The organism is Dactylosporangium sp. NPDC006015 (assembly GCF_040614215.1).
In the GTDB taxonomy this organism is placed as follows: domain Bacteria; phylum Actinomycetota; class Actinomycetes; order Mycobacteriales; family Micromonosporaceae; genus Dactylosporangium; species Dactylosporangium maewongense.
The window spans coordinates 124432-147366 of sequence record NZ_JBEXUD010000015.1; the positions used below are offsets into that span (position 1 = coordinate 124432).

21 protein-coding genes are annotated in these 22935 nt (G+C 73.6%); 13 read left to right on the forward strand and 8 right to left on the reverse strand.

The genetic code is table 11. The features are described from left to right. Positions 1-50: 50 nt before the first annotated feature. Positions 51-986 (forward strand): TerD family protein, encoded by a 936-nt coding sequence (locus ABZ321_RS26670; protein ID WP_354895916.1) that lies wholly within the window; start codon positions 51-53, stop codon positions 984-986. Here the strand turns inward: ABZ321_RS26670 and ABZ321_RS26675 are convergent. Then, a complete protein-coding gene (locus ABZ321_RS26675) occupies positions 941-1435 on the reverse strand; it encodes a hypothetical protein (RefSeq protein WP_344505565.1) in 495 nt (164 codons plus the stop codon). The genes ABZ321_RS26670 and ABZ321_RS26675 overlap by 46 nt on opposite strands. Before the next feature lie 282 nt (positions 1436-1717). Next, positions 1718-4312, reverse strand: a complete 2595-nt coding sequence (locus ABZ321_RS26680; protein WP_354895921.1) for a LuxR C-terminal-related transcriptional regulator — start codon at positions 4310-4312, stop codon at positions 1718-1720. A 123-nt stretch (positions 4313-4435) separates the two neighbouring features. Between ABZ321_RS26680 and ABZ321_RS26685 the strand changes: the two genes are divergently transcribed. From ABZ321_RS26685 to ABZ321_RS26695, 3 genes are all read left to right on the forward strand, one after another. Further along, positions 4436-5026, forward strand: a complete 591-nt coding sequence (locus ABZ321_RS26685; protein WP_344505569.1) for a hypothetical protein — start codon at positions 4436-4438, stop codon at positions 5024-5026. A gap of 11 nt (positions 5027-5037) precedes the next feature. Beyond that, entirely contained in the window at positions 5038-5607 is a 570-nt protein-coding gene (locus tag ABZ321_RS26690) for an OsmC family protein (protein WP_354895924.1), read from the forward strand. A 143-nt stretch (positions 5608-5750) separates the two neighbouring features. After that, on the forward strand, positions 5751-6737 hold the full coding sequence (locus tag ABZ321_RS26695) for a hypothetical protein (RefSeq protein WP_354895926.1): 987 nt from the start codon (positions 5751-5753) through the stop codon (positions 6735-6737). Between the two features lie 39 nt (positions 6738-6776). Here ABZ321_RS26695 and ABZ321_RS26700 read toward each other — a convergent pair whose 3' ends face one another. Next, a complete protein-coding gene (locus ABZ321_RS26700) occupies positions 6777-7601 on the reverse strand; it encodes a sigma-70 family RNA polymerase sigma factor (RefSeq protein ID WP_354895929.1) in 825 nt (274 codons plus the stop codon). Positions 7602-7693: 92 nt separating this feature from the next. Here ABZ321_RS26700 and ABZ321_RS26705 point away from each other — a divergent pair, with 92 nt between their 5' ends. Beyond that, positions 7694-8152 carry a carboxymuconolactone decarboxylase family protein gene (locus ABZ321_RS26705; protein WP_354895932.1) on the forward strand — a complete coding sequence of 153 codons (459 nt, stop codon included), beginning with the start codon at positions 7694-7696 and terminating at the stop codon, positions 8150-8152. Positions 8153-8159: 7 nt separating this feature from the next. Here ABZ321_RS26705 and ABZ321_RS26710 read toward each other — a convergent pair whose 3' ends face one another. After that, complete coding sequence (locus ABZ321_RS26710; protein ID WP_344505575.1) at positions 8160-8858, reverse strand: hypothetical protein; 699 nt, start codon at positions 8856-8858, stop codon at positions 8160-8162. A gap of 191 nt (positions 8859-9049) precedes the next feature. On the opposite strand from ABZ321_RS26710, the gene ABZ321_RS26715 reads away from it, so the two are divergent. From ABZ321_RS26715 to ABZ321_RS26725, 3 genes are all read left to right on the forward strand, one after another. Beyond that, positions 9050-11956 (forward strand): BTAD domain-containing putative transcriptional regulator, encoded by a 2907-nt coding sequence (locus tag ABZ321_RS26715; RefSeq protein WP_354895935.1) that lies wholly within the window; start codon positions 9050-9052, stop codon positions 11954-11956. A gap of 80 nt (positions 11957-12036) precedes the next feature. Then, complete coding sequence (locus ABZ321_RS26720; RefSeq protein WP_354895938.1) at positions 12037-12621, forward strand: ATP-binding cassette domain-containing protein; 585 nt, start codon at positions 12037-12039, stop codon at positions 12619-12621. Positions 12622-12630: 9 nt separating this feature from the next. After that, positions 12631-13344 (forward strand): ABC transporter permease, encoded by a 714-nt coding sequence (locus ABZ321_RS26725; protein WP_354895941.1) that lies wholly within the window; start codon positions 12631-12633, stop codon positions 13342-13344. Between the two features lie 62 nt (positions 13345-13406). Here the strand turns inward: ABZ321_RS26725 and ABZ321_RS26730 are convergent, their stop codons facing one another. Further along, a complete protein-coding gene (locus ABZ321_RS26730) occupies positions 13407-14717 on the reverse strand; it encodes a hypothetical protein (protein WP_354895944.1) in 1311 nt (436 codons plus the stop codon). A 103-nt stretch (positions 14718-14820) separates the two neighbouring features. On the opposite strand from ABZ321_RS26730, the gene ABZ321_RS26735 reads away from it, so the two are divergent. Both ABZ321_RS26735 and ABZ321_RS26740 read left to right on the forward strand, forming a co-directional pair. Continuing rightward, on the forward strand, positions 14821-15327 hold the full coding sequence (locus tag ABZ321_RS26735) for an N-acetyltransferase (protein WP_354895947.1): 507 nt from the start codon (positions 14821-14823) through the stop codon (positions 15325-15327). An 80-nt stretch (positions 15328-15407) separates the two neighbouring features. Continuing rightward, positions 15408-16859, forward strand: coding sequence for a peptide MFS transporter (locus ABZ321_RS26740; RefSeq protein WP_354895950.1), 1452 nt, complete (start codon positions 15408-15410; stop codon positions 16857-16859). Between the two features lie 109 nt (positions 16860-16968). Here ABZ321_RS26740 and ABZ321_RS26745 read toward each other — a convergent pair whose 3' ends face one another. Beyond that, on the reverse strand, positions 16969-17706 hold the full coding sequence (locus ABZ321_RS26745; protein ID WP_354895953.1) for a hypothetical protein: 738 nt from the start codon (positions 17704-17706) through the stop codon (positions 16969-16971). A 36-nt stretch (positions 17707-17742) separates the two neighbouring features. On the opposite strand from ABZ321_RS26745, the gene ABZ321_RS26750 reads away from it, so the two are divergent. Beyond that, on the forward strand, positions 17743-19026 hold the full coding sequence (locus ABZ321_RS26750) for a PQQ-binding-like beta-propeller repeat protein (protein ID WP_354895956.1): 1284 nt from the start codon (positions 17743-17745) through the stop codon (positions 19024-19026). Positions 19027-19125: 99 nt separating this feature from the next. Beyond that, positions 19126-19608: a DPP IV N-terminal domain-containing protein gene (locus tag ABZ321_RS26755; RefSeq protein ID WP_354895959.1), complete on the forward strand. Its 483-nt coding sequence runs from the start codon at positions 19126-19128 to the stop codon at positions 19606-19608. Positions 19609-19610: 2 nt separating this feature from the next. Here ABZ321_RS26755 and ABZ321_RS26760 read toward each other — a convergent pair whose 3' ends face one another. Next, complete coding sequence (locus ABZ321_RS26760) at positions 19611-20057, reverse strand: hypothetical protein (protein ID WP_354895962.1); 447 nt, start codon at positions 20055-20057, stop codon at positions 19611-19613. Between the two features lie 104 nt (positions 20058-20161). Here ABZ321_RS26760 and ABZ321_RS26765 point away from each other — a divergent pair, with 104 nt between their 5' ends. Next, entirely contained in the window at positions 20162-21832 is a 1671-nt protein-coding gene (locus ABZ321_RS26765; protein WP_354896117.1) for a protein kinase, read from the forward strand. A 364-nt stretch (positions 21833-22196) separates the two neighbouring features. On the opposite strand, the gene ABZ321_RS26770 is transcribed toward ABZ321_RS26765, so the two are convergent. Beyond that, positions 22197-22865, reverse strand: coding sequence for a hypothetical protein (locus ABZ321_RS26770; RefSeq protein ID WP_354895965.1), 669 nt, complete (start codon positions 22863-22865; stop codon positions 22197-22199). Positions 22866-22935 lie beyond the last annotated feature (70 nt).

A 22935-nucleotide genomic window follows, 5' to 3' on the forward strand; every position in this document is an offset into this window, starting at 1 on the left:
TGGCCGGATGACGTTTGGGCAAATTGCCCCCTACGGGGAGGGGTTTCACTATGTCGATGCGCAAGGGCGCCAACCTGCCGGTACAGGCGCCGGCGGTCCGCGCGGTCGTGGGATGGCGGTCCGGCGCCGGCGTGCCCGACGCCGGCGGTTCGGCGCTGCTGCTGGTCAACGGCAAGGTCCGGGACGACAACGACTTCGTGTTCTACAACCAGCCGGCGCACCCGGCCGGGGCGGTCCGGCACGAGGGGAAGGCGACCGCGGGGAACCAGGTCACCGACACGGTGTTCGTGGACCTGGGCCGGGTGGAGCCGTCGATCGTCGCACCTGCGGCTCCCGCCGCGCCGGTGCGGTTGACGAAGGTGACACTGACCAGGCAGGCGCCGACGGTGTCGCTCACCAAGCAGGGCGGCCGGTCCGGGTCGCTGCGGGTCAACCTCAACTGGAGCATGCGCTCCCTCGGCAAGCGCGGCCTCTTCGGCAAGCAGAAGACCGCCCACCCGCCCGACCTGGACCTCGACCTGTGCTGCCTGTACGAACACGTCGACGGCCGCAAGGGCATCGTCCACCCGATCGGCGGCAGCTTCGGCGCGCTGGACCGCCCGCCGTACATCATGCTCAACGGCGACGACCGCACCGGCGCCAACGAGGCGGGCGAGAACCTCGTCATCAACCTCGACCACACCGACAAGTTCCGCCGGATTCTCATCTTCGCGAGCATCTACGCCGGCGCCACCTCGTTCGCCGGCTTCGACGCCGTCGCCACCCTCTTCCCCCAGCACGGCGCCCCGATCGAGATGCGCCTCGACGAGTGCACCGTCATGGCGCGGGCCGCCGCCCTGTTCCTCATCGAGAACATCAACGGCGAACTCGTCGTCCGCCGCGAGTCCCGCTACATCGTCCAGGCCCCCGGCCAGTACCGAAACGACGCCGTCGACGCCGCCTACAACTGGGGCATCAAGTGGGTGACCGTCCCGGGCAAGAGCTGACCACCCCGCCCCGCGACGACCGTCCGCAGCCGCCGCCGCAGCCGCCGCGAGCTCCCAGGCAACGCCGCCAGCCGCAGCACCTCGGCCTCGGTGAGCTCGTGCCGGCCCGCCAGCGTCAACGCCGCCACGTACGGCCGGACCTCCGCCGCCTCGAGCAGCCTTGCGACATGGTGCAGGACGCGCAGCAGCACGCCACGGTCGGCATTGGGATGCCCGGCGACAACGCGCAGCAGATCGTTGAACTGCCACCAGTCGTAGTCGCCGTCCAGCACGCGCACCAGCGTGCCGGCAGCGGCCTGCGGTCGCCGCGCCACCGCCATCCGGACGAACGAATACCCGCTACCCGCGAGCGCGTCGAGCCCGGCTTGGTCGAGCCGGAGGTCCTGCGCCGCCCGGAGGTAGTCCGCCGGAGACCGCGCCCCGGCGGGCAGCAGCGACTCGAGCTTCACCCAGCCATCGTCCCACCACGCCGTTGCGGAAGGCATGACCGCCGCTGGCTGCGGGGTCAATCGAAGCGGCACCGAGTCGGTCGTGACAGGCGTGGCACCGCCGGCTGCGGGGGTCAGCCGAAGCGACGCCGAGTCGGTCGCAGCAGGCGTGGCCGCCGCTGGCTGCGGGGTCAATCGAAGCGCTGCCAAGCCGCCGCGGCAGGCATGGCCGTCGCTGGCTGCGGGATCAACCGAAGCGGCGCCGAGCTCGGCGCGGCAGGCGTCCGCCGATGGCGTGAGTCGTTACGCGTCGGGTTCGGGTAATGCGCGGCGCAGGGCGTCGGCCGGGGTCAGGGTGCGGCCTTCGGCGTAGGCGTCGTCGAAGGCCGGGCGTCCCAGCGTGGTCGCGAGGTCGCGGTGCAGGTCCTCGTCGGCCGGCTTCGACGGGCGTAGGTGGGGGCCGGACGACTCGCGCTGGCGATACGCGGCGCCGAGCAGGATGGCGGCGGGCCGGGGCTGGTCCTGCGCGGCGGCGAGTGCGGCGAGTGCCTCGAGGGACTGCACGAGCACCACCGACTGGCCGGCGACCAGGACCGCCTCGGCGCAGCCCCGCAGCAGCTCGCCGGCGCGGGGCAGGTCGCCGGTGCGCCTGGCGTGCTCGCCGAGGACGAACAGCGCCCGTCCCGCGCAGCGGCGGTCGCCGAGCCTGCGCAGCGCCGGCAGCACGTCGTGCATGAGGTCGGCGGCGCGAGCGGTGGAGCCGCGGACGAACGCCCACTGGGCGAGGCCGACGTCGGCGTGGACGATGTCGGCCTCGCTGCCGGCGGCCTCGGCCATCGCCCGGCTCTGCGTCAGCCAGGCGTGGATGTCGTCGTCGGCGACGCCGGCCGCCATGGCCCGCTGCGCCATCATGAACAGGGTGTTGGCCGCATACACGTGGTCGCCGGCGTGGCGGAACAGGGTGACGCTGTCGCGGCCCCACTGCAGGGCCTCGCTCAGTGCCCGCGATGCCAGCACGAGACCTTGCATCGTGAGCGCCCGGTCCCACCCCCGGTCCTCGGGGAAACCGTCGAGGGCCTCGCGCAGCGCGGGGTGGCTCAGCTCCGGCCGGATCCAGGTCGAGCACATGCCGACCGCGCGGGCGGCGGTCGCCCGTGTCAGCGGGTCGTGGCCGGTGGCGAGCCGCCGCGCCCGCTCGGCGAGGTCGAAGGCGGTGCCGGCGTCGCTGGGGTGCAGCACGGCGCTGGCCGCGGCGAGCCCGGCGACCGCCGCCGGTGTCGCGGGCGGCTTGCCGGCGGCCAGGGTCCGCTGGATCCACTCCTGCGCCTCGCGGCGCTGCCCGGCCAGGTCCCAGAACCGTTCCAGGGCCGCGATCCAGCGCCAGGCCGACTCGGTGTCGCCGGTGTCCACACTGTACGAGAACGCGGCGCGCACATTCGGCTGCTCCGTCGAGACGCGCAGGAACCACGCCCGCTGCTCGGCGTGCCTGAGCCCCTCGGCGGCGCGCTCGCCGAAGGCGAGGAAGTGCGCGGCGTGGCGGCGGCGCGCGCCGGGTTCGGCGTCGCCGGCGCAGAGGCGCTCCGCGGCATAGGACCGGATCGTCTCCAGCAGCCGATACCGGCGCGGCTGCCCGCCGGCAGTGGACACGAGCGACTTGTCGACGAGCGCCGGCAGCACTCTGACCGCCGCCCGCGCGTCGCCGTGGACCGCCTGCACGGCGTCGAAGTCGAAGTCGGCGGGGAACGCGCCGAGCCGGTCGAACAGGGCGCGCTCGTCGGCGTCGAGCAGCTCGTAGCTCCAGTCGATGGCGCTGCGCAGGGTCCGGTGCCGCGGACCGGCGGTGCGGGCACCCGCGGAGAGCAGGTCGAAGCGCTGGTCGAGGTGCTCGACGAGCTCGGCCGGCCCGAACGTGCGCAGCCGCGACGCGGCCAGCTCGATCGCGAGCGGCAGGCCGTCGACCCGCCGGCAGAGGGCGGCGACGGCGGGGGCGACGCCGTCGGTCAGGGCGAACCCCGGCGCGGCGGTCGCGGCCCGGTCCACGAACAGCCGCACCGCCGCGCTGCCCGCGATGTCCGCCGCGTCCGGGGAGGCCGGCACATCGAGGGGGTCCACCTGGTAGGTGACCTCGCCGGGCACGCCGAGGGGCTCGCGGCTGGTGGCGAGGACTCGCAACGGCCCGCCGGCGCGCAGCAGCGTGGCGACGACGTCGGCGGCGGCCGCCACGACGTGCTCACAGTTGTCGACGAGCAGCAGACCCGGCAGGCCGGCGGCGGCGTCGCCGAGGATGTCGGTCAGGGACCAGCCCGGCTCCGGCACGACACCCAACGCCCGCGCGACGACGTCACCGACAAGATCCGGGGTGACCGGCGCCAGGTCCGCGAGCCACACCGCACCACCCACGCCACCCGCGCCACCCGCACCACCCGCGCGACCCGCGCCACCCGCGCCACCCGCACCGCCCACGCCACCCGCACCGCCCACGCCAGCCGCGCCGCCCACGCCGCCCGCGTCGGCCGTGACGCCCGTGGCGACACGGAACGCCAGCCGGGTCTTGCCGACCCCACCCGGCCCGGTCAGCGTGACGAGCCGGTGCTCGCGCAGCAGCACCCCGACCTCGCCGGCCTCCCGGTCCCGGCCGACGAGGCTGGTCAGCGGCGCGGGCAGGGCCGGCGTGGAGCGGGCCGGACGGCGCAGCGCGGCACCGGCCTCGACCAGCGCCGCCCGGTCGGCGACGCCGAGCTTGCGCAGCAGCGCCGCGACGTGGCTCTCCACGGTCCGCACCGACAGGTGCAGCCGCTCGGCGATCTCCCGGTTGCGCAGCCGCTCCCCGACCGCGCGCAGCACCTCCGCCTCGCGATCGGTGACGCCGGCCGCCCGGCCCTGCCCCTCGACGCTCATGCCCGCATTCTCCCCGGCAGGTCTGACAAAAACTCCGTAGGAGGTTCCGTGCAACGTACGGATGACCCGGCGGGGCCCATCGGCGAAGCTGATGCGGTCAGTACACCACCGGACAGGAGCAGCATGGACACCGCAGGCTTTCTCGCGACCCCCGAGCCGACCGCCGAGGCGCAGCGCCTATTCGACGACGACGTCGCCGAGCTCGGGTACGTGATGAACAACTCGCGCCTGTGGGCGTACCAGCCGGAGACGCTGTCGGGGCTGTTCGAGCTGCTCCGGAACGCGAACGCCGGCGACCGGCTCAGCCTGCGGCAGCGCGGCATCCTCGTCACCGCCTGCGCGTCGGCGTTCGGCGACTCGTACTGCGCGCTCGCCTGGGGCGGCAAGCTGGCCGGGCTCAGCGAACCGGAGACCGCCGCCGGGGTGCTCACCGGCAGCGACGCCGGCCTGAGCTCCGAGGAGCGGGCGATGGCCGGCTGGGCCCGCAAGGTCGCCCGCGACCCGAACGGCACCACCGAGGCGGACGTCCAGGTGCTGCGCGACGCCGGCTTCAGCGACCCGCAGATCTTCACGATGACGGTGTTCGTGGCGCTGCGGCTGGCGTTCTCGACGGTCAACGACGCGCTCGGCGCCCGCCCGGACCAGGCGCTGCACGCCTCGACCCCGGCCGCCGTGCGCGACGCGGTGACCTTCGGCCGTCCCGTCGCCTCGTAACGGGCGCAGTCATGGCCTCGACGCGCGACGACTCCAGCCGCAACGGCGTGGACGTCACCGCCCTCTCCGCCACCGCCGACGCGGTCCGGGGCAACCCGGCCGCGGCCGCGTTCCAGTTCCGGGCCCACAACGAGTGGATCAGCGGCACCCACAACCGCGGCACGATCCACGACTACTCCGGCGGCGGCGAGGAGCGCACGCACGAGCGCACGTTCCAGTTCGACGCCGACCACCCGGCCGTCCTCGCCGGCCGCGACAACGGCCCGGCCGGCCCGGAGCTCGTCCTGCACGCGCTCGCGTCCTGCCTCACCGCCGGCCTGGCGACCGCCGCCGCGGCCCGCGGCATCCGCCTCACCGAGGTCCGCTCGACCGTCACCGGCGACCTCGACCTCAACGGCGTCCTCGGCCTCGACCCGGCCGTCCGCAACGGCTTCGGCCAGATCACCGTCCGCTTCACCGTCACGGGCGACGCCCCCGCCGACCAGCTGCGCGACCTGGTCGAGCACTCCCGGGCCCGCTCGGCCGTCCTCGACGTCCTCACCAACGTGGTCCCGGTCACGATCGAGGTCGCAACCGTTTGAACCGGCCAACGCGTCCACTCAGCCACAGAGGCCCCACACCGACAGGAACCCCCCACATGTGCGCATCACCGTTGGTCCCGGACGCGACGCCCCGCCACTGGGCAGGCCCGTCCTGACGCCGGTAAGGACATAAGCTCTGCGGCGTGTACTTCGTGCGCCGGTGGCGGGACGAGTCGCCGCTCAGCAAGCAGGTGATCAGGGTCGCGGACGCGACGGTGCTGGAGTGGTTCCGGCGCGGCTGGGACCAGGAGGACCCGGACGGCTGGGTCGGCGACGAGCTCGACGGCGGGGTCTACGGGCTCGAGTCCATCTTCGCGGAGGCGCGGGAGCTGCACCTGCCCCGCCCCGACACAATCGACGAGCTCCGCGGGCTGCTCGACGAGCACCTCTGGGTCGAGGGCGACGACGACGGCACCTTCATCCGGCTCGACGAGCACACGTTGCGGGTGCGCACCGACGACGACGAGGTCGACCTGGCCTACTACTTCATCGAGGACGTGGCCGCGGCGCCGGACCGGGTCGCGTTCCTGCTGTGGGACGGGTGGCCGCTGCCCGCGGGAGCGTCGGACGGGGCCTTCGACCACGACGTGCCGGTGCAGACCGTGCGGCCCGCGGGTGCCGGACCGGACTGCGTCTACTCGGTCCGCACCTGCTGGCAGCACCCTGGCACCGGGACGAACCTTGACCTGGCGGGCGCGGTGGCGTTCCCCGGGCTGACGCTGCCGGAGCTCGCCGGGCACCTGCGCGACGCCGCCGATCCGGAGGCACTGGGCTGGCCGCACGACGCGCGGCTGCTGCGCGCCCTCGTCGGGCCGCAGGACGGCGACATCGGGCCGGCGATGGAGCGGTTCGCGCGGCTCGGCGGCTACGACCCCGAGCCGGCCGGGATCGACACCGTGGCGGAGCACGACCTGATCCACCAGCGGGTGCTCAAGGACCTGACGGCCGAGCCGCTCGCCGGGACGCGGGTCAGCCTGGAGCCGCACATCGCGCAGGTCGCCCGGCACATCGACAGCTTCTTCGGCTTCGACCAGTGGTTCGTCTTCGACACCCGCTGGGCGGCGGCGCACCCCGACCTGGCCCGCTCGCTGCTGCGGTACGCCGCCCACTGGGACCCGTTCGACGGATGAAGTCGGATAGCGACGGATAGCGACGGATAAAGGCGGCGGTCAGGCGACCCAGGAGGGCACGATCTGGGCGAGCCTGGCCGGGTCGGTCAGCGTCGAGATCCTGGTGACGACGCCGCTGGTGACGGTGAAGGCCATGACCGTCACCGGGCGGCCGCCGACCGTGACCAGGACGCCGGGAACGCCGTCGATGAGCGCGGGATGGACCACGGCGTCGGGGCGGGCGAACGTCGTGGCCTGGGTGGCGACGGCGGTAGCGCCGCGGATGAGAGTGCCGGCCGCGCGCAGCTCGATGTCGGGGGCGAGGACGGTCAGGAGCGCGGCGACGTCGCCCCGCCCGGCGGCGGCGAGGAACGCGTCGATGACCTGACGGGCGGCGGCCTGGTCGGCGGCTGAGGGGCGGCCGAGACGCACGCGGGACCGGGCGCGGCTGGCGAGCATCTTCGTGGCGGCGGTGCTGCGCCCGAGGACGCCGGCGATCGCGTCGAACGGCACCTCGAACACGTCGTGCAGCACGAACGACACCCGCTCCGCCGGCGTGAGCGCGTCCATCACGACGTACAGCGCGAGACCCACCGACTCGGCGAGCAGCACTTCCCGCGAGGGGTCCGCGTCGTCGGAGAGGGAGCCGACGAGCAGCTCCAGCGGCTCTTCGCCGCGCCGGCCACGGACCCGCAACGTGTCCAGGCAGATCCGCGAGGTGACCGTGGTGAGCCAGCCGCGCAGGTCGTCGATGCCTTCGGACCCGGTCCGGGCCAGCCGCAACCACGCCTCCTGCACGGCGTCGTCCGCGTCGGCGTGGCTGCCGAGGATGCGGTACGCGACGGCGTGCAGATACGGACGGTGAGCATCGAACTCGTCGGTCACGGCGTTCCCCCAATGCGGTGTCACCATCACGACGTCCACGGGACCGCAAAGGTAACGCGTTACCTTCCGGCCGCGGCGGACGTCGCAATGGCATGACGACACCACGAATCCAGAACACCGCGACCCAGCCCGACATCACCGCCGCGATCCAGCACCTGTACAAGCAGGTGTACGCGGGAGGCGTACCGCGGCAGACGCTCGAACTGGTGCACCTGCGGGCGAGCCAGATCAACGGCTGCAGCGCCTGCGTGGACGCCGGGGGTGTGAGCGGCGCCAAGGCCGGCATCGGCACCGACAAGCTGCTCGCCGTCGCCGCCTGGTACGAGCACCCGACGTTCGACGACGCCGAACGGGCCGCGCTCGCGCTCACCGAGGCCGCGACCCGGCTCGCCGACCGGCCGGGCGCGGTCACCGACGAGATCTGGGCCGAGGCCGCGAAGCACTACGACGAGCGGCAGCTGGGCGCGCTCGTGCTGATGGTCGCGGTCACGAACTTCTTCAACCGCATCAACACCACCCTTCGGGTGCCCGCGGGCACCCGTTGGGAGTGACGGCGGGTCACACGTCGCGCGACGGCTCCGGCTCGGGCTGCTGCTCGTGCCGGGGCCCGGCGACCAGCTCGCCGGCGACCGCCTCGGCGTCCTCGATGTCGGCCTCGACCTGCGGCTGGCTGACCCACAGGGCGCGCATCTGCTGCTGCATGAACGAGGTGAGGCGCGACCGGTACTCGTGGTCGAAGCGCTCCAGGGCCTCGATCTGCTGCTGCAGGGCCTGCCGCTTGGCGGTCAGGCCACCGACGACGTCCTCGTAGATCTGCTCGGCGCGCTGCTTGATCTCGTGGGCGCTGGCGCGGGCCTGCTGGATGATCTTGTCCGAGCGGTCCTGCGCCTCGGCCAGGACGTCGGAGGCGTTCTGCTCCGTCTCGGCGGCGAACTGCTCCGCCGACTGGGCGATGCTGTCGGCCTGCGCCCGCGCGTCGGCGATGATCTTCTCGGCCTCGGCGCGCAGCGCGTCGGCGCGCGCCTGGGCCTTCTGCACGATCTGCCCGGCCTCGGCGTGGGCGCCGGCGCGGATCTGCTCCGCCTCGCGCTTCGCGCCGTCGAGGTGCTCCTCGGCGGTGCGCTGCGCCATCGTCAGCACCTGCAGCGCCTGGTGCTGGGCGTTGATGGAGTTCATGTCGGGGCGGGGCGCCTGCTGCTCCGCGGTGTTGTTCAGCTGCGCGTGACCGTTCGCGAGCCGATCGTCAAACGGTCGCATCCCGTGCTGCGTCATGGTCCCTGCCCTCCTCGATGGCGATTCCGCACTCCGGCCGCGAACCGGCCGCGAGCGGGGGCGGGTGCAGAATGCCACGCGGACAGTACCCGAGATGCCGCCGGAAGTCAGCACCCGCGGCTACCGACGGTTGCCGCCGCCTCCGGTACCGTTGACCCGATCATCGGGGAGTGTGCATGCGGTATCTCGCGCTCGGCGCGCTCGAGGTCCTGGCCGCCGACGGGGAGCGCCTCGACCTCGGCAGCCAGCGGCAGCGCACGGTGCTGGCCGCGTTGCTGCTGGACGCCGACAAGGCCGTGCGGCTCGAGCGGCTCGTCGAGGCGCTCTACGGCGAGGAGCCGCCGTCGACGGCACGGGTGCAGGTGCAGATCTGCGTGTCAGCGCTGCGGCGCCTGCTCGCTACGCACGGTGACCCTGACGCGATCGTGACGCAGGCACAGGGGTACCGGCTGCGCATCGGCGACGGCGAGCTGGACCTGTGGCGGTTCGAGGAGGAGCTGCGCCAGGCGCGGCAGGCACGCTCCGTGAACCGCGCCACAGAGGCCGTCGCGGGCTACCGGGCGGCGGCGGCGCTGTGGCGCGGCCCCGCGTTCGACGGCATCGACAGCCGGCTCATCCAGTCCGCCGCGGCGCGGCTCACCGACCGCAGATACACCGCGGTCGAGGAGTGCGTGGAGCTGGAGCTCGGCCTCGGCCGGCACCGGGAGCTGGTCGACGAGCTCGCGAGCCAGGTCGCGGAGCAGCCGCTGCGCACGAGGCTGCGCGGGCAGCTGATGCTGGCGCTGCACCGGTCAGGGCGCGCTCCGGAGGCCCTCGAGACGTATCGGGCGGCCCGGCGGTACTTCGCCGACGAGCTGGGCCTGGAGCCCGGGGAGGAGCTGCGCCGGCTCGAGCACGCGATCCTGACCGACGACCCGCGGCTGGCCCTGCCGGAGCGGGCGGCGGTCGCGCCGGCACCGGCGGCGCCGCACCTGCTGCCGACGGACATCGCCGACTTCACCGGCCGCAGCACCCAGCTCGACGCGATCGAGCGGCAGCTGACCCTCGCCGCGCAGGACGCGTCCCGCTTCGCGGTGCCGGTCGTGGTGATGCCCGGCAAGCCCGGCGTCGGCAAGACCACCCTCGCGGTGCACGCCGCGCACCGGCTCGCCGCCCGCTACCCCGACGGCCAGCTCTTCGCCGACCTGCACGGCCGGCACAGCGAGCAGGTCAGCGCGATGCAGGTGCTCGAACGGTTCCTGCGGGCGCTGGGCGTGCCCGGCACGCAGATCCCGACGACGCTGGACGAGTGCGCGGAGCGCTACCGCGCGCTGCTGTCCAACCGGCGGATGCTCGTCGTGCTCGACAACGCCAGCAGCGAGAGCCAGGTCCGCCCGCTGGTGCCGGGCTCGTCGCGGTCGGCGGTGATGGTCACCAGCCGCGGGCGGCTCGCCGGGCTGCCGGGCGCGGTGCACGTGGACATCGACGTGTTCGACGCCGCCCACTCGGTGCAACTGCTGTCCCGGGTCGTCGGCGCCGACCGGATCGAGGCCGAGTCGGACTCGACGGCCGAGCTCGCCGAGCTGTGCGGGCACCTGCCGCTGGCGCTGCGGATCGCCGGCGCCCGGCTCGCCGCCCGTCCACATTGGAGCGTGGACCAGCTGCTGCGCCGGCTCGCGGTCGAGACCCGCCGCCTCGACGAGCTCGCGCACAGCGGGATGGGCGTGCGGGCCAGCATCGCCCTCACGTACGACCATCTCGGCCGCGACGCCCAGCGGCTGCTGCGCCTGCTGACGGTCCCGGACGTCCCGCACTTCTCCGGGTGGACCGCGGCGGCGCTGCTCGACATGCCGCTGCCGGACGCGCAGGACCTCCTCGACGAGCTCGCCGACGCGCAGCTGGTCGAGACCGGCGGGTCGAGCCGCGGGGAGGCCACACAGTACCGGCTGCACGACCTGATCCGGGTCTTCGCCCGCGAGCGGCTCACCCCGGACGACGGCGAGACCGGGGCACTGGAGCGCTACCTGGGTGCGCTGCTGTTCCTCGCCGGTGAGGCGCACATCGCCATGTACGGCGGCGACTTCCTACGGGTGCGCTCGCCCGCGTCGCTGTTCCCGCTGCCGGTGCGGACCAGCCCGCCGCTGGAATGGTTCGAGCGCGAACGTCCGGTCATCGTCGCGGCGGTGCGGCACGCGGCCCGGGCCGGTCTCGTCGAGCACGGCTGGGGGCTGGCGATGACCGCGGTCACCCTGTTCGAGTCCCGCAACTACCTCGGCGACTGGCGCGAGACGCACCGGGTCGCCCTGGAGGCGGCCACCGCGGCCGGCGACGTGCGGGGGCAGGCGGCGATGCGGTACTCGGTCGGCTCGCTGCTCATGTTCGAGCAGCGCTTCGACGACGCCCTGGAGTCCTTCGACACGGCCTGTGCGCTGTTCGACCAGGTCGGCCACGACCAGGGGGTGGCGCTGGTCGAGGGCCACGTCGCCTTCATCGACCGGGTCTTCGGCCGGCAGGACGAGGCCACCGACCGCTACACGCGGGCCCTCGACACGTTCCGCCGGATCGGGGATCCGGCCGCCGCCGCATACGTGCTGCACGGCCTCGCCCACATCAAGCTCGAGCTCGGCGACATCGAGGCCGCCCGGGCGATCCTGCCGGAGGCCCTCGACGACACCCGCCGCGCCGGCAGCCGCCGGGTCGAGGCGCAGGTGCTGTACCGGCTCGGCCAGCTGCACCTGCAGGCCGGGGAGCCGCAGGCCGCGGCGTACGTCTTCGCGCAGACCCTCACCGTCGTGCGGTCGCTCGGCGACGGGGTCGGCGAGGCGTACGCGCTGCACGGCACCGGCCAGGCGGCCGTCCGGATGGGCGACCTCGCCGGCGCCGGTGCGGCGCTGCGGGAGGCGCTCCGGCTGGCGCGGGAGGCCGGCGACCGCATCGTGGAGGCGCGGGTGCTGGTGGCGCGCGCCGAGCTGGCGACGGCGGCCGGCGACCCCGGGCTCGCCGCGGCCGAGCTGCGGGCGGCGCTGGAGCTGCTGCGGGTCGTCCGGTCACCCCGGCTGGAGGCGCAGGTGCGGTCCCGGCTGGCGGAGCTCGACGCGGGATAAGCGCGCGATGCCGCCCCGATAAGCGGCGCCCGCAGCATCGGATCGTCGAGGTCGGACGGTTCGATTCGAGGGAGATCGCCGTGTACGCCATCCGGATCAGCGGGCTCGTCAAGCGGCACGTCGTCGCGGGGTTCGACCTGTCGGTGCCACCCGGCGCGCTGGTCGCGGTGCTCGGCCCGCCCGGCGCCGGCAAGTCCGCACTGGTCGAGATCGTCCTCGGCCTGACCGGCCCGGACGCCGGCGAGGTGAGCATCCACGGCCGGGCGCCGCGCGACGCGGTCCGCGCCGGGCGGGTCGGCGCGATGCTGCAGCACGGCACCCTGCTCGACGACTGCGGCGTGCACGAGACGGTCGCGATGATCGCCGCGCTGCACCGGTCCTCCAGGCCTGTAACCGAGGCGCTGGACCTCGCCGGCGTGCGGGCCCTCGCCGGGCGCCGCTGCGGGACGCTGTCCCCCGGCGAGCGGCGGCAGGTCCGGTACGCGCTGGCGCTCGCCGGCTGCCCGGACGTCGTGGTGCTCGACGAGCCGCCCGCGTTCGAGGGCTTCCACGAGTCGCTGCGCGTCCTCGGCCGGCGCGGCACGGCCGTCCTGGTCACCGCCCGGTCCCTGCCCGATGCCGTCTTCGACCGGGTCGTCGCGCTGCCGGCCGCCGCGATCGCGTAGGGGGACCGCATGCTCGGATATCTCGCGCTGGAGACCCGGCGGGCCCTGCGCTGCCGCCGCTACCTGCTGCTGGCCGTCGCGCTGCCGGCGGTGCTGTTCCTCGGCTACCGGCTGGCCGTGCCGTTCGACGGCGACGCCTACCTGGTGCCGACCCTGGCCGCGCTCGGCGCGTACATCGCCGCGACCCTGCCGACCGCGCGGATCGCGCTGGAGCGCGCCGGCGGCTGGCAGCGGCAGCTCAGCCTCACGCCGCTGACCCCGGGTGCGTACCTGACCGCGAAGGCGCTCACCGCGGTGCTGGTGTCGGCCACGCCGATCGCGGTGGTGTGCCTGCTCGCCCGGTTCGTCGACCAGGTCGACCTGGCCGCGGGCGCGTGGACCCGGATCGTCGCCGGGATCTGGCTGGCGACGCTGCCGTTCGCCCTGCTGGGGCTGGTGCTCGGCCAGCTCGTCGCGGCCCGCGACCAGCCCGTCGTCGCCGGCGGGGCGCTCACCGTCGGCGCGCTGCTCGGCGGGCTGCTCGTGCCCCTGGCGCTGTTCCCGGGCTGGCTGGTCGACGTGGCGAAGGCGCTGCCGACGTACTGGCTCGGCGAGGTCGCGCGGAGCACCGTCGACCAGCACACCGACGCCCGCGACGCCGCCATGGTCCTCGCCGCCTGGACCGTCGAGGCCGCCGCGGTCCTCGCCGTGCACCAGTGGCGGACCCGGCGCCGGCGTCCGTGAGCGGCGACAGCGTGACGACAGCGGTCGGACCGCGCCGCCCGGTCGGCTTCCCGATGACGGGATCAGCCGCGGAGCCAGTCGCGGAGGCGGGACATGGCGTTCCTGGGTTGCGGGGGTGGCGGGGGCAGGGAGCGGCGCAGCTCCTCCTCGGTCGCGGGGCGGGCGTCGAGGACGGCCTGGCGCAGCAGGGCCTTGTCGACCCTGAGGCCGCCCATGGCGTACACGTGGACGTGGCCGCGCGCGATCACGTAGCCGTGCGTGTCGTCGGTGCGGCGGTAGAGCAGGCCGCCGGGCTCCGCGGTGCAGGTGGCCGCGCCGCAGGTGTTCTCCGACAGGTCGGCGAAGACGTCGATCACGACGCTCTGCGGTGAGGCGGCGGGGTCGGCGGGTTCGAGCCGGACGCCGGGCGGGATGCCCTGCTTGCGTGGGATGTAGCCGGGCGACGACGCGAAGAAGACGCCCTCCTCGCCCTCGGAGCTGAGCGCGGTCAGCTCCGCCGGGGACGCCGGGTGGACCGTCGCGGCGGCGGCGCGCAGCACCTGGCGGTCCACGACGAGCGGGCCGGCCACCACGACGAGCGACTGGCCGGAGGTGACCTGGTAGCCGTGCTCCGCGACGCCGCGGCGGTAGACCCAGCCGTCCGGCTCGGCAGTGCACTCGGCGATCCGGAGGCTCGAGTCGTACGCGGTCTCGCCGCACGGGCTGGGATCGGTCACCGCGTACTGCCGGGCGTACGCGAGGACGGTGATCCAGCGCGGCTGCGGGATCGCCGCGGGGTCGGTGGGCGTGAACGTCCGGGTGCCGACGACCCCGCCGAACGAGGGGTCGGTGGGACGGTAGCCGGGGACGCTGACGACGTACGGCGGATCGTGGGGCAGCTCAGCGGCGGGCGGAAGGGCCGGCGAGGACCGGGCCAGGGCGACGAGTCCGGCCGCGACGAGCGCCACCAGGGTCCCGGCCGCGGTCAGCCGGGCCGGCCAGCCGCGCAGCAGTACACCGGCGACCAGGGCGAACGGGATGCCGCTGCACAGCTGGGTGAGCGCACCGTCGCGGCTCACGCCGAGCCCGGCCTCGTCGGTCAGCGCCCATCCGAACCCCCACAGCGCCACACCGAACCCCAGCACGAGCAGCACCCACCACACCTGCCGCCCGGTCGTCCCGCCGAGCACCGACGCCGCCGCGGTCGCTCTCACGATCAGCCACAGCACGAGCAGGAAGACGCCGGCGACCACGATGCCGCCCCCGACGAGGCCTGCCGGGCTGTGGGCGAACGCGGCGGCGACCACGACCCCGACCGCGGCGGGCAGCCCGGCCGAGCCCAGCAGCCAGACCCCGGCGAGCTGCCCGACCACGAGCGCGTGCCGCTTCCCCATGCCGACCAGCTTCGCGGCTCGAACGGCACAGGCCATCCGTCGCGGTACTCAACCGCGCTTGAGTACCGGTCGCGGCACGGCTGGCGTCGATAGGATGGCGGGCGTGACGAGGTGGGTGACCAGGGTCGAGACCGCGGCCGACGAGCCGGCCGTGCGGGCGGTCAACCTGGCCGCGTTCCCGACGGCGGAGGAGGCCGACCTCGTCGACGCGCTGCGCGCGGACCCGGCCTGGATCGACGGCCTGTCCGTCGTCGCGGCCGGGGAGGACGGTGAAGCGGTCGGGTATGCGCTGCTGACCCGGTGCCACATCGGCGGGAAGCCGGCGCTCGCCCTCGCGCCGTGCTCGGTCCTGCCTCGGGTGCAGCGGCAGGGAGCGGGCTCGGCGGCGATCCGGGCGGCGCTCGACGCGGCGCGCGCCATGGGCGAGCAGACCGTCGTTGTTCTGGGGCACGCGGAGTACTACCCGCGGTTCGGGTTCGGCCGGGCGTCGCAGTTCGGCATCCGCGCCCCGTTCGACGTGCCCGACGAGGCGCTGATGGCGATGGCGCTGCGGGACGGGGTCGAGGTCCCCTCCGGCACGATCGCCTACGCCCCGCCGTTCGGGGTCTGAGCCCGCGTAGCTTTCACGGCCGTCGATACTCACCCGCCAGGGGTGGTTGGACGGGGTGGGCGCGGGTAGGCGTACGCGGTATGACGGTGGGGGGCACCAGGGAGCGCACGTTCTTCGGGCAGCCGCGGGTGCTCGCGAACCTGTTCGGGGTCGAGCTGTGGGAGCGGTTCTCGTTCTACGGCATGCAGGGCATCCTGCTCATCTACCTGTACTACTCGGCGGCCGACGGCGGGCTCGGCATCGACCGGGCGACCGCCACCAGCATCGTCGGCGCGTACGGCGGCGCCGTCTACCTGTCCACCATCCTCGGCGGGTGGGCGTCGGACCGGTTGTTCGGGCCGGAACGGGTCCTGTTCGGCAGCGCCGTGCTCGTCATGGCCGGGCACCTCGCCCTCGCCCTGATCCCGGGGCTGGCCGGGGTGAGCGTGGGCCTGGTGCTGATCGCGGTCGGCTCGGGTGGGGTGAAGGCCAACGCGACGTCGCTGGTGGGGTCGCTGTACGCCGCGGACGACCCGCGCCGGGACGCCGGGTTCTCGCTGTTCTACCTGGGCGTCAACCTGGGCGCGCTGGCCGGGCCGCTGCTGACGGGGCTGCTGCAGGAGAACGTCGGCTTCCACTACGGCTTCGGGCTGGCGGCCGCGGGCATGGCGGTGGGGCTCGTCCAGTACACCATGGGACGGCGCGACCTGAAGGACACCGCGCGCGAGGTGCCCAACCCGCTGCCCGCCGCACGGCGGTGGCTCGTCGCCGCGGTCGCCGTCGCGGGGCTGGCCGCGGTCGGGGCCGTCGTGGTCAGCGGGCTGCTGCCGGCGGACCGGCTCGCGACGGCCGTCGTGGTCGTCAGCGCCGTCGCCGCGGCCACCTACTTCGTCGTCATCCTCACCAGCCGCGCCGTCACCGCCGTCGAGCGCCGCCGCATGCTCGGGTTCATCCCGATGTTCCTGGCCAGCGCGGTGTTCTGGTCGCTCTACCAGCAGCAGTTCACCGTCGTGACGATCTACTCCGACCGGCGGCTGGACCGCACGATCCTCGGGTGGGAGATGCCCGTCTCGTGGGTCCAGGCGATCAACCCGGTGTTCATCATCGTGCTGTCCGGCGCGTTCGCGGCACTCTGGACGCGGCTCGGCGACCGGCAGCCGTCGACCCCGGCCAAGTTCGCCGCCGGCACCGCCGTGATGGGGCTGGCGTTCCTGCTGTTCCTGCCGCTCGCCGGCGGCGGGCCCAACAGCGCGCCGCTGCTCGCCCTCGCCGGGATCCTGCTGGTGTTCACGATCGCGGAGCTGCTGCTGTCGCCGGTCGGGCTGTCGCTGTCCACCAAGGTCGCGCCGGTGGCGTTCCGCACCCAGACCGTCGCGCTGTTCTTCCTGTCCGTGGCGCTCGGCACCGCCATGTCCGGGGTCCTCGCCCGCTACTACGACGAGGCGCACGAGACCTGGTACTTCGGAGCGCTCGGCGCCACCGCCCTGCTCTTCGGCGCCGTCCTCGCCGCCCTCACCCCCACGATCCGCCGCCTGCTGTCCGGCGTCCACTGACCTCGCCACGGCGCGGCCGAACACGCGGCTGGCGGTGGCGGTCATGCTCGGCCTGGCGACCGGCGCGTGCACCGGCGGCGACCCCGAACCCGCGCCGGCGCCGGCGCCGTCATCGTGGCGACGGAGGTCCGCCGGTACCTGCCGTCCGCCCCGACGTAGCAGACCCCGGCGCCGCGTTCACGAGCAGTTCCCGAAGGCGTCCGGTGACGTCGGTGTCGCGGTAGGTCGCCCACCACCGCGCCGCGTCCATCAGGTCGCCGACGGCCGACGCATCGTCGCGCAGGCACTCCCGCGCCCGCTCGTCGAACGACGGGTCCACCAGCGCGTACAGCAGCAGCTGCCACCGATCGCGCCCGATCGCCTCGGCGAACGACGCTCCGTCGAGGAACGCGAGACCGGCCGCCGCCGCGCGCATGCCGGACGCCGACAGCCGCCGCAGCGCCGGACCGCCGACCATCAGCAGCGCCCGCTCCAGCGTCGGGCCGGGGTCCACGCCGACCTGCAGCCACACCCACTCGGTGACCGCGATCAGGTCGTGCACCGCGCCGTCGCGCGCCGTGGCGTCCTCGGCGAGCAGGTCGAGGCCGTCGAACGCGCCGGCCCGCATCGCGAGCCCGACCAGCGCGAGCCGGGCCTCCGCGTCCGACGGGTCGCGGTCGAGGCACGCGCGGGCGTGGTCGTGCACCTTGAACCACGTGGTCCGGTGGTTGGTCCGCGACCAGAACGGGTCGTCGCGGGGCACCGCGTCGACCCGCGACCACATGCCCCGCAGCGCGTCGTTCACGCGGGCGATGAGGGCGTCGTCCTCGAACACCCCGCCCGCCCGCACCAGGTCGTCGCCGGTCATGTGGCAATTGTCGCGCCACGGACTACGGTGAGGTGCATGCGGTGGGCTGTCGCGGGCACGATCGGCATCATCCTGGCGACGGCTGCCTGCGGCCACGGCGAGACGCCCGACCCCGGGCCGCGTCCGTTGTGGACGGTGCAGGTCGAGACCGGGGCGCAGGACGTGGCGGTCGTCGGGGACCTCGCGGTCGTCATCGGCGACCAGACGCTGCTCGGGCTGGACAGGCAGACCGGGCGAGAGCTGTGGCGGCGGGACAAGGCCGCCCACGTGGCCGTCGTCGCGGGCGACCGGGTCGTCCTTCAGGAGGCGGACGCGGCGGCGCTGACCCATCGCGTGTTCGTGCTCGACGCCGCGACCGGGACTCCGGTCTGGGGCACGCCGCCGTCGCTGTGGCGGCCCGTCGTCTACGCCGACGCTGTCTACAGTGGAGACTGCCCGGCCGGTGGGGTGGTGTGCACGCTGGTGGCGCTCGGCATGCGCGACGGGCGGGAGCTGTGGCGGCTGCCGAAGGCGACCGGCAACGTGGGCGCCGACACGATCGGGCGGCGGGGGCCGTTCGCGCCGCAGGCCGGTCCGCGGCTGCTGCTCACCGGGGCACCCCAAGGCGGCCTGACCCTGCTCGACCCGGCGACCGGTGTGGCGTCGGCGGCGTCTGTACCGCGGGAGCGGGGCTGGTTCGCGCTCGCCGCAGGGGACCTGATCGTCACCACGGACCACGACCCGCCCGGTGGCGACCCGAACTGCACGGTCGCCGTCACCTCGTACAGTGGCGACACCGGGAAAAAGACGACCTCCGGTGCCGTCTACAGCGGACGCGAACGCGGCGGCGAGTGCCAGCGGGCGTTCGGCGACCGCCACGCGGGGGCGGTCCTCATCGGCGCCGGCACGAGGATCGCGGCCACGACCGCCGACGACGCCGTCCAGGTGTACGACCTCGCGACCGGCCGCACCGTCTGGCGCTCCGACGAGCGGGGCGTGCCGCTGGAGAGCGACGGCACGACGCTGCTGGTGCGTGACACCGCCGACGAGGGCGGCTTCCGGCTGCTGGACTTCCAGACCGGAGCGGTGCGCTGGAAGGCGCCGGACAGCGGCCTGCCGGGGCTGTCGGCGAGCTGGGACTGCGCGCTCACCGCGGGGCTCGTCGCCGTGCAGGGCGCGGTCGGCGAGAAGCCGTTCGTGCGGGTGTACGCGGCGCGCTCCGGCGAGGACCGCGGCCGGTTCGGCAGCTGGCTCGCCGGGCTCGGCGACGACTGGGTCGCCACGACCCGCGGCGCGGGCCCGAACCGTCTGGCGCTGGAGATGTTCCGTGTGACGCCCTGATCGTCACACCGGTTTTCGGGCGGGAACCGTTCAGGTGCAGCGCGGTTGCGCCGATGGTCACTGCGTCACAGGGAAGCGACGCACCACAGGAGGCCACGGATGAACCGCACCACGATCACGCTCGTCGGACTCGCCGCCGCTGCCGGGCTGGGCAGCCTTCTCGCGTCCTCCCCCGCGCACGCCGGCACCACGGCCACCGTCTACGCCAGCGCCGGCGTCATCTACACCGTCGACCACGGCAAGACGGTCCGCCTCACCGAGGACGAGGTCAACTCGCAGCCGAGCCTCTCCCCCGACGGCAAGCGCATCGCGTACGTGCACAACAACACCGTCTGGGTGATGCGCGTCAACGGCGCGGGCAAGCACCAGGTGAGCGACCGCACCGGGACCGCACCCGCGTGGACACCGGACAGCACCCGCGTCACGTACACCGCGACGTCCTGCACCGGGGCTCCCGGCACGTTCCGCGTCGGGCTGGCGGGCGGCACGACGTCCGTGCCGGTCTCGCCCGCCGTGTGCCGCGACCAGGCGCCGCCGCAGGTCGGCTTCATCACCGACGTGCCCGGCGACCAGCCCGCCTGACGCTACTGCTTGCTCAGCACGCAGTAGATCGGGTCGCTCGGCCGGGTCAGGTAGTACTCGAGATCCTCGAAGTCGCCCCAGGTCCGCTCCGCGTGGGCGCTGAACTCCAAGTCGCCCTTGTTCGCGAACTCCACCTCTTGATCGTGGTCCTTGGTCGCGGCGACGATCTTCCACGTGAACTCGCCGTCTGCCTTGGTCTCGACGCCGTCGGAGTCCTCACGGTACGGCAGCTGCTTGACGGTGGCGGTGCCGTCGGCGCGGATGCTGATCGTGCCGTCGCAGTCGCTGGACCAGTCGCCGATCACGTCCTGCTCGGTGAACGCGGCCCGGTTCCCGCCGAAGATCTCGTCGAAGACCACGGCCGGCCCCTCGCAGCAGCCGCAGCCGAGCAGCAGGGGCAGGATGACCAACGCAGCGGCGATTCGCCTCGCCCGGGCCTGTAACGCCATGCGCTGATCATGCGCCGGGCACCCCCGTCCGGAAAGATCCCTGGCGATGTGTCAACGCACACAGCCATTACGATCGCCTGCGTACGGAGGGGTGGGTGACACGGATGACAGGTTCGGGCACGGTACTGGCGGGGCGCTACGAGATCGGGCAGCACATCGCCTCCGGCGGCATGGGCGACGTGTGGCAGGGGCACGACCGCGTGCTCGGCCGCACGGTCGCGGTCAAGCTGCTGCGGGCACCCACCGGCGACCCGTCGTTCATCGACCGGTTCCGGACCGAGGCGCGCACCATGGCCACGATCAGCCACCCCGGCGTCGTCGACGTGTACGACTTCGGCGACGACCCCACCGCCAGCGTGTACCTGGTCATGAAGTACATCGAAGGCGAGTCCCTGGCCCGCACCCTGGACCGCTCGCCGCGCCTGTCCGCCGAGACCACGATGCGGCTGGTCGCCGAGGCCGCGCTCGCGCTGCACGCGGCCCACGAGAAGGGCGTGACGCACCGCGACGTCAAGCCCGCGAACCTGCTGATCCGCCCCGACGGCAGCACCGTCCTCACCGACTTCGGCATCGCCCGCTCCGCCACCAGCACCCACGAGACGTCGATGGGGCTGCTGCTGGGCACCGCGTCGTACATCGCGCCGGAACGCGCGGCCGGCGAGCCGGCGACCGCCCAGTCGGACATCTACTCCCTCGGCGTCGTCGCGTACCGCTGCCTCGCGGGCGACCTGCCGTTCACCGGCGAGAGCATGCTGCAGATCGCGCTGCGCCACGCCCACGACGAGCCGCCGCCCCTGCCGTCTGACGTGCCGCCCGCGGTCCGCTCGGTGGTCGCGCGGGCGATGGCCAAGAACCCCGCGGACCGGTGGCCCTCGGGTGCCGCCCTCGCCGCCGCCGCGCGGGAGGCGCTGACCGCGGAGCCGACCCGGCCCCTGACCGCCGCACCCGGCCGCGGCCGCCGACGGGTCATCGTGGCCGCCGCCGGTGCGGTGCTGCTGCTGGCCGCGGCCGCCGCCACCGTCGCGCTGCTGCCCGGCGGCGACCCTCAGACCCCCGCGCACGCCGCCGGCACCACCGAGCCGGGTCCGGCCACCGCCGGCGGCGCCGCCGGCCTCACCGGAGCCCCCGGCTCCCCGGCCGCGTCCGCCACCCGCGGCCCGTCGACGGCGGTCCCCACCCCGCCGTCGCCACCGCCCAGCAGGGTCTCGGTCGCCGGTGCACCCGCAGTGCCGTCGAAGCTGACAGCGACCCCGATCAGCAGCACCACGATCCGCCTCCGCTGGACGGACGCCTCCAGCAACGAGACCGGCTTCAGCGTCCTCAACGGCGCCGCCTCCCGCGACACCGCCGCCAACGCGACCGCCCTCGACTGGGACGGCCTGGCCCCGGACACGTACATGTGCTTCAAGGTGCGCGCGTTCAACGCCGCGGGCCCGTCCGCCTACCACCCGGCCGGCCAGCAGGACTGGGTCTGCGCCACCAGCCTCGCCGGCCAGGGCCCCGCCGCGCCCTCGAACCTGACCGCCACCCCGACCGGCCCGACCGTCATCCGTCTACAGTGGACGGACAATTCCTCCGACGAGACCGGCTTCACCGTCATCGACGGCAGCAGGTCCCGCACCACCGGCGCCAACTCGACGTCACTGACCTGGGACGGCCTCGCCCCCGGCACGTACATGTGCTTCAAGGTCCGCTCGTCCAACGCTTCGGGCGTCTCGCCGTACTCTCCGCCCGGCCAGCAGGACTGGGCCTGCACCACCACCCCCACCGCCTAAGGGTCCGAGGCCGGCGGCCGAGATGACCCCTGCCGCCGGTCCCGACACCCCCTTACCAAAGGTGCGCGCGTCTGCCTCGTTTCAGATGGACGTGGCGTGCACACTTCCGTGCGGCTCCACCACGCGTTCGCATGCCTCACCGGCGAGCCCGGACAGATCGACGCCATGACGCCGCCCGGTACCCGAACATCCCCGGCACCACATCCGGCCGTGGGCATCGGGACGGGTGCCGTGGCCGCCGCATGCGCGGCAGTACAGCGGCGCCACACCACCTTGCGTAATCGCCATGTCGCCTTTGAAGTAGCGCCTCGAACCGAGAGGCCCGCACCCAAATAGCGACAATCAGGCACCAGACAACCAAGGACTATTCATCAACAGGATGCGCATCAAGCCACTGACGTGATGCCAGCCGGTCGCGCGGGTCAGCATAGCTGGCGGAGGTCAGCGACTCGGCGAACCGTCGAAGTACGTGTGAGCACTCCGGCTGCTTGACAACCAACAGCTCAACAGAGCATTGCCCTGTTGTGCCGCACGAGATTACAGATCCATCCAAAGACAGAGCGACGAATTCCGGGCGACCCGCCCCACTTCCGAGCAAACTCGCGGCACCTCTACCTGCAATATCCCAGGACTCCTCAAGCCTGACCTGGATCCAGGAAGAGATGCCTTCTTCTTCCCCAGGCAGGCCGAGCAAGAATCGACCATCCCCCTCCGAGAAGAGGCCAGCTTCAGAAGAAAGCTGATGCCAACCAGCGTTGGCCTTCTGCGTCAGCTGTGGATCCCCACGGTCCAGAACGACATCAGTGCGGCGATCGCCAGGCGGACAACTTGCAGCCTGAGCTACAACGATCGGGGGAATCAACCCCTCGGGCTGCTCGTCGGCCCTCTCGGTGACAAGCAGCCCCGCAGCCGCGAGATCCCTCTTAACAGTAGAGCTGATCACTGCTGGATCACTGCCCCGTAAGTGCGCCAGGCAAGTTTGCCCATGGATATGGAAATACCTGATTGTAGTTGTGGTGAAGAATGTAGCCAACGGACTCATCGGAGTTCATCAGCACTCGCGTGAGTGCGCCAGGCCCTCCCACACCAGTGTACACAGTGGC

Excerpts from the sequence above, each read along its gene's own strand:
- ABZ321_RS26670 (WP_354895916.1), top strand. The coding sequence starts at position 51 with ATGTCGATGCGCAAGGGCGCCAACCTGCCGGTACAGGCGCCGGCGGTC.
- ABZ321_RS26680 (WP_354895921.1), bottom strand. The coding sequence starts at position 4,312 with ATGAGCGTCGAGGGGCAGGGCCGGGCGGCCGGCGTCACCGATCGCGAG.
- ABZ321_RS26685 (WP_344505569.1), top strand. The coding sequence starts at position 4,436 with ATGGACACCGCAGGCTTTCTCGCGACCCCCGAGCCGACCGCCGAGGCG.
- ABZ321_RS26690 (WP_354895924.1), top strand. The coding sequence starts at position 5,038 with ATGGCCTCGACGCGCGACGACTCCAGCCGCAACGGCGTGGACGTCACC.
- ABZ321_RS26705 (WP_354895932.1), top strand. The coding sequence starts at position 7,694 with ATGACGACACCACGAATCCAGAACACCGCGACCCAGCCCGACATCACC.
- ABZ321_RS26710 (WP_344505575.1), bottom strand. The coding sequence starts at position 8,858 with ATGCGACCGTTTGACGATCGGCTCGCGAACGGTCACGCGCAGCTGAAC.
- ABZ321_RS26715 (WP_354895935.1), top strand. The coding sequence starts at position 9,050 with ATGCGGTATCTCGCGCTCGGCGCGCTCGAGGTCCTGGCCGCCGACGGG.
- ABZ321_RS26725 (WP_354895941.1), top strand. The coding sequence starts at position 12,631 with ATGCTCGGATATCTCGCGCTGGAGACCCGGCGGGCCCTGCGCTGCCGC.
- ABZ321_RS26730 (WP_354895944.1), bottom strand. The coding sequence starts at position 14,717 with ATGGGGAAGCGGCACGCGCTCGTGGTCGGGCAGCTCGCCGGGGTCTGG.
- ABZ321_RS26740 (WP_354895950.1), top strand. The coding sequence starts at position 15,408 with ATGACGGTGGGGGGCACCAGGGAGCGCACGTTCTTCGGGCAGCCGCGG.
- ABZ321_RS26745 (WP_354895953.1), bottom strand. The coding sequence starts at position 17,706 with ATGACCGGCGACGACCTGGTGCGGGCGGGCGGGGTGTTCGAGGACGAC.
- ABZ321_RS26750 (WP_354895956.1), top strand. The coding sequence starts at position 17,743 with ATGCGGTGGGCTGTCGCGGGCACGATCGGCATCATCCTGGCGACGGCT.
- ABZ321_RS26755 (WP_354895959.1), top strand. The coding sequence starts at position 19,126 with ATGAACCGCACCACGATCACGCTCGTCGGACTCGCCGCCGCTGCCGGG.
- ABZ321_RS26760 (WP_354895962.1), bottom strand. The coding sequence starts at position 20,057 with ATGGCGTTACAGGCCCGGGCGAGGCGAATCGCCGCTGCGTTGGTCATC.
- ABZ321_RS26765 (WP_354896117.1), top strand. The coding sequence starts at position 20,162 with ATGACAGGTTCGGGCACGGTACTGGCGGGGCGCTACGAGATCGGGCAG.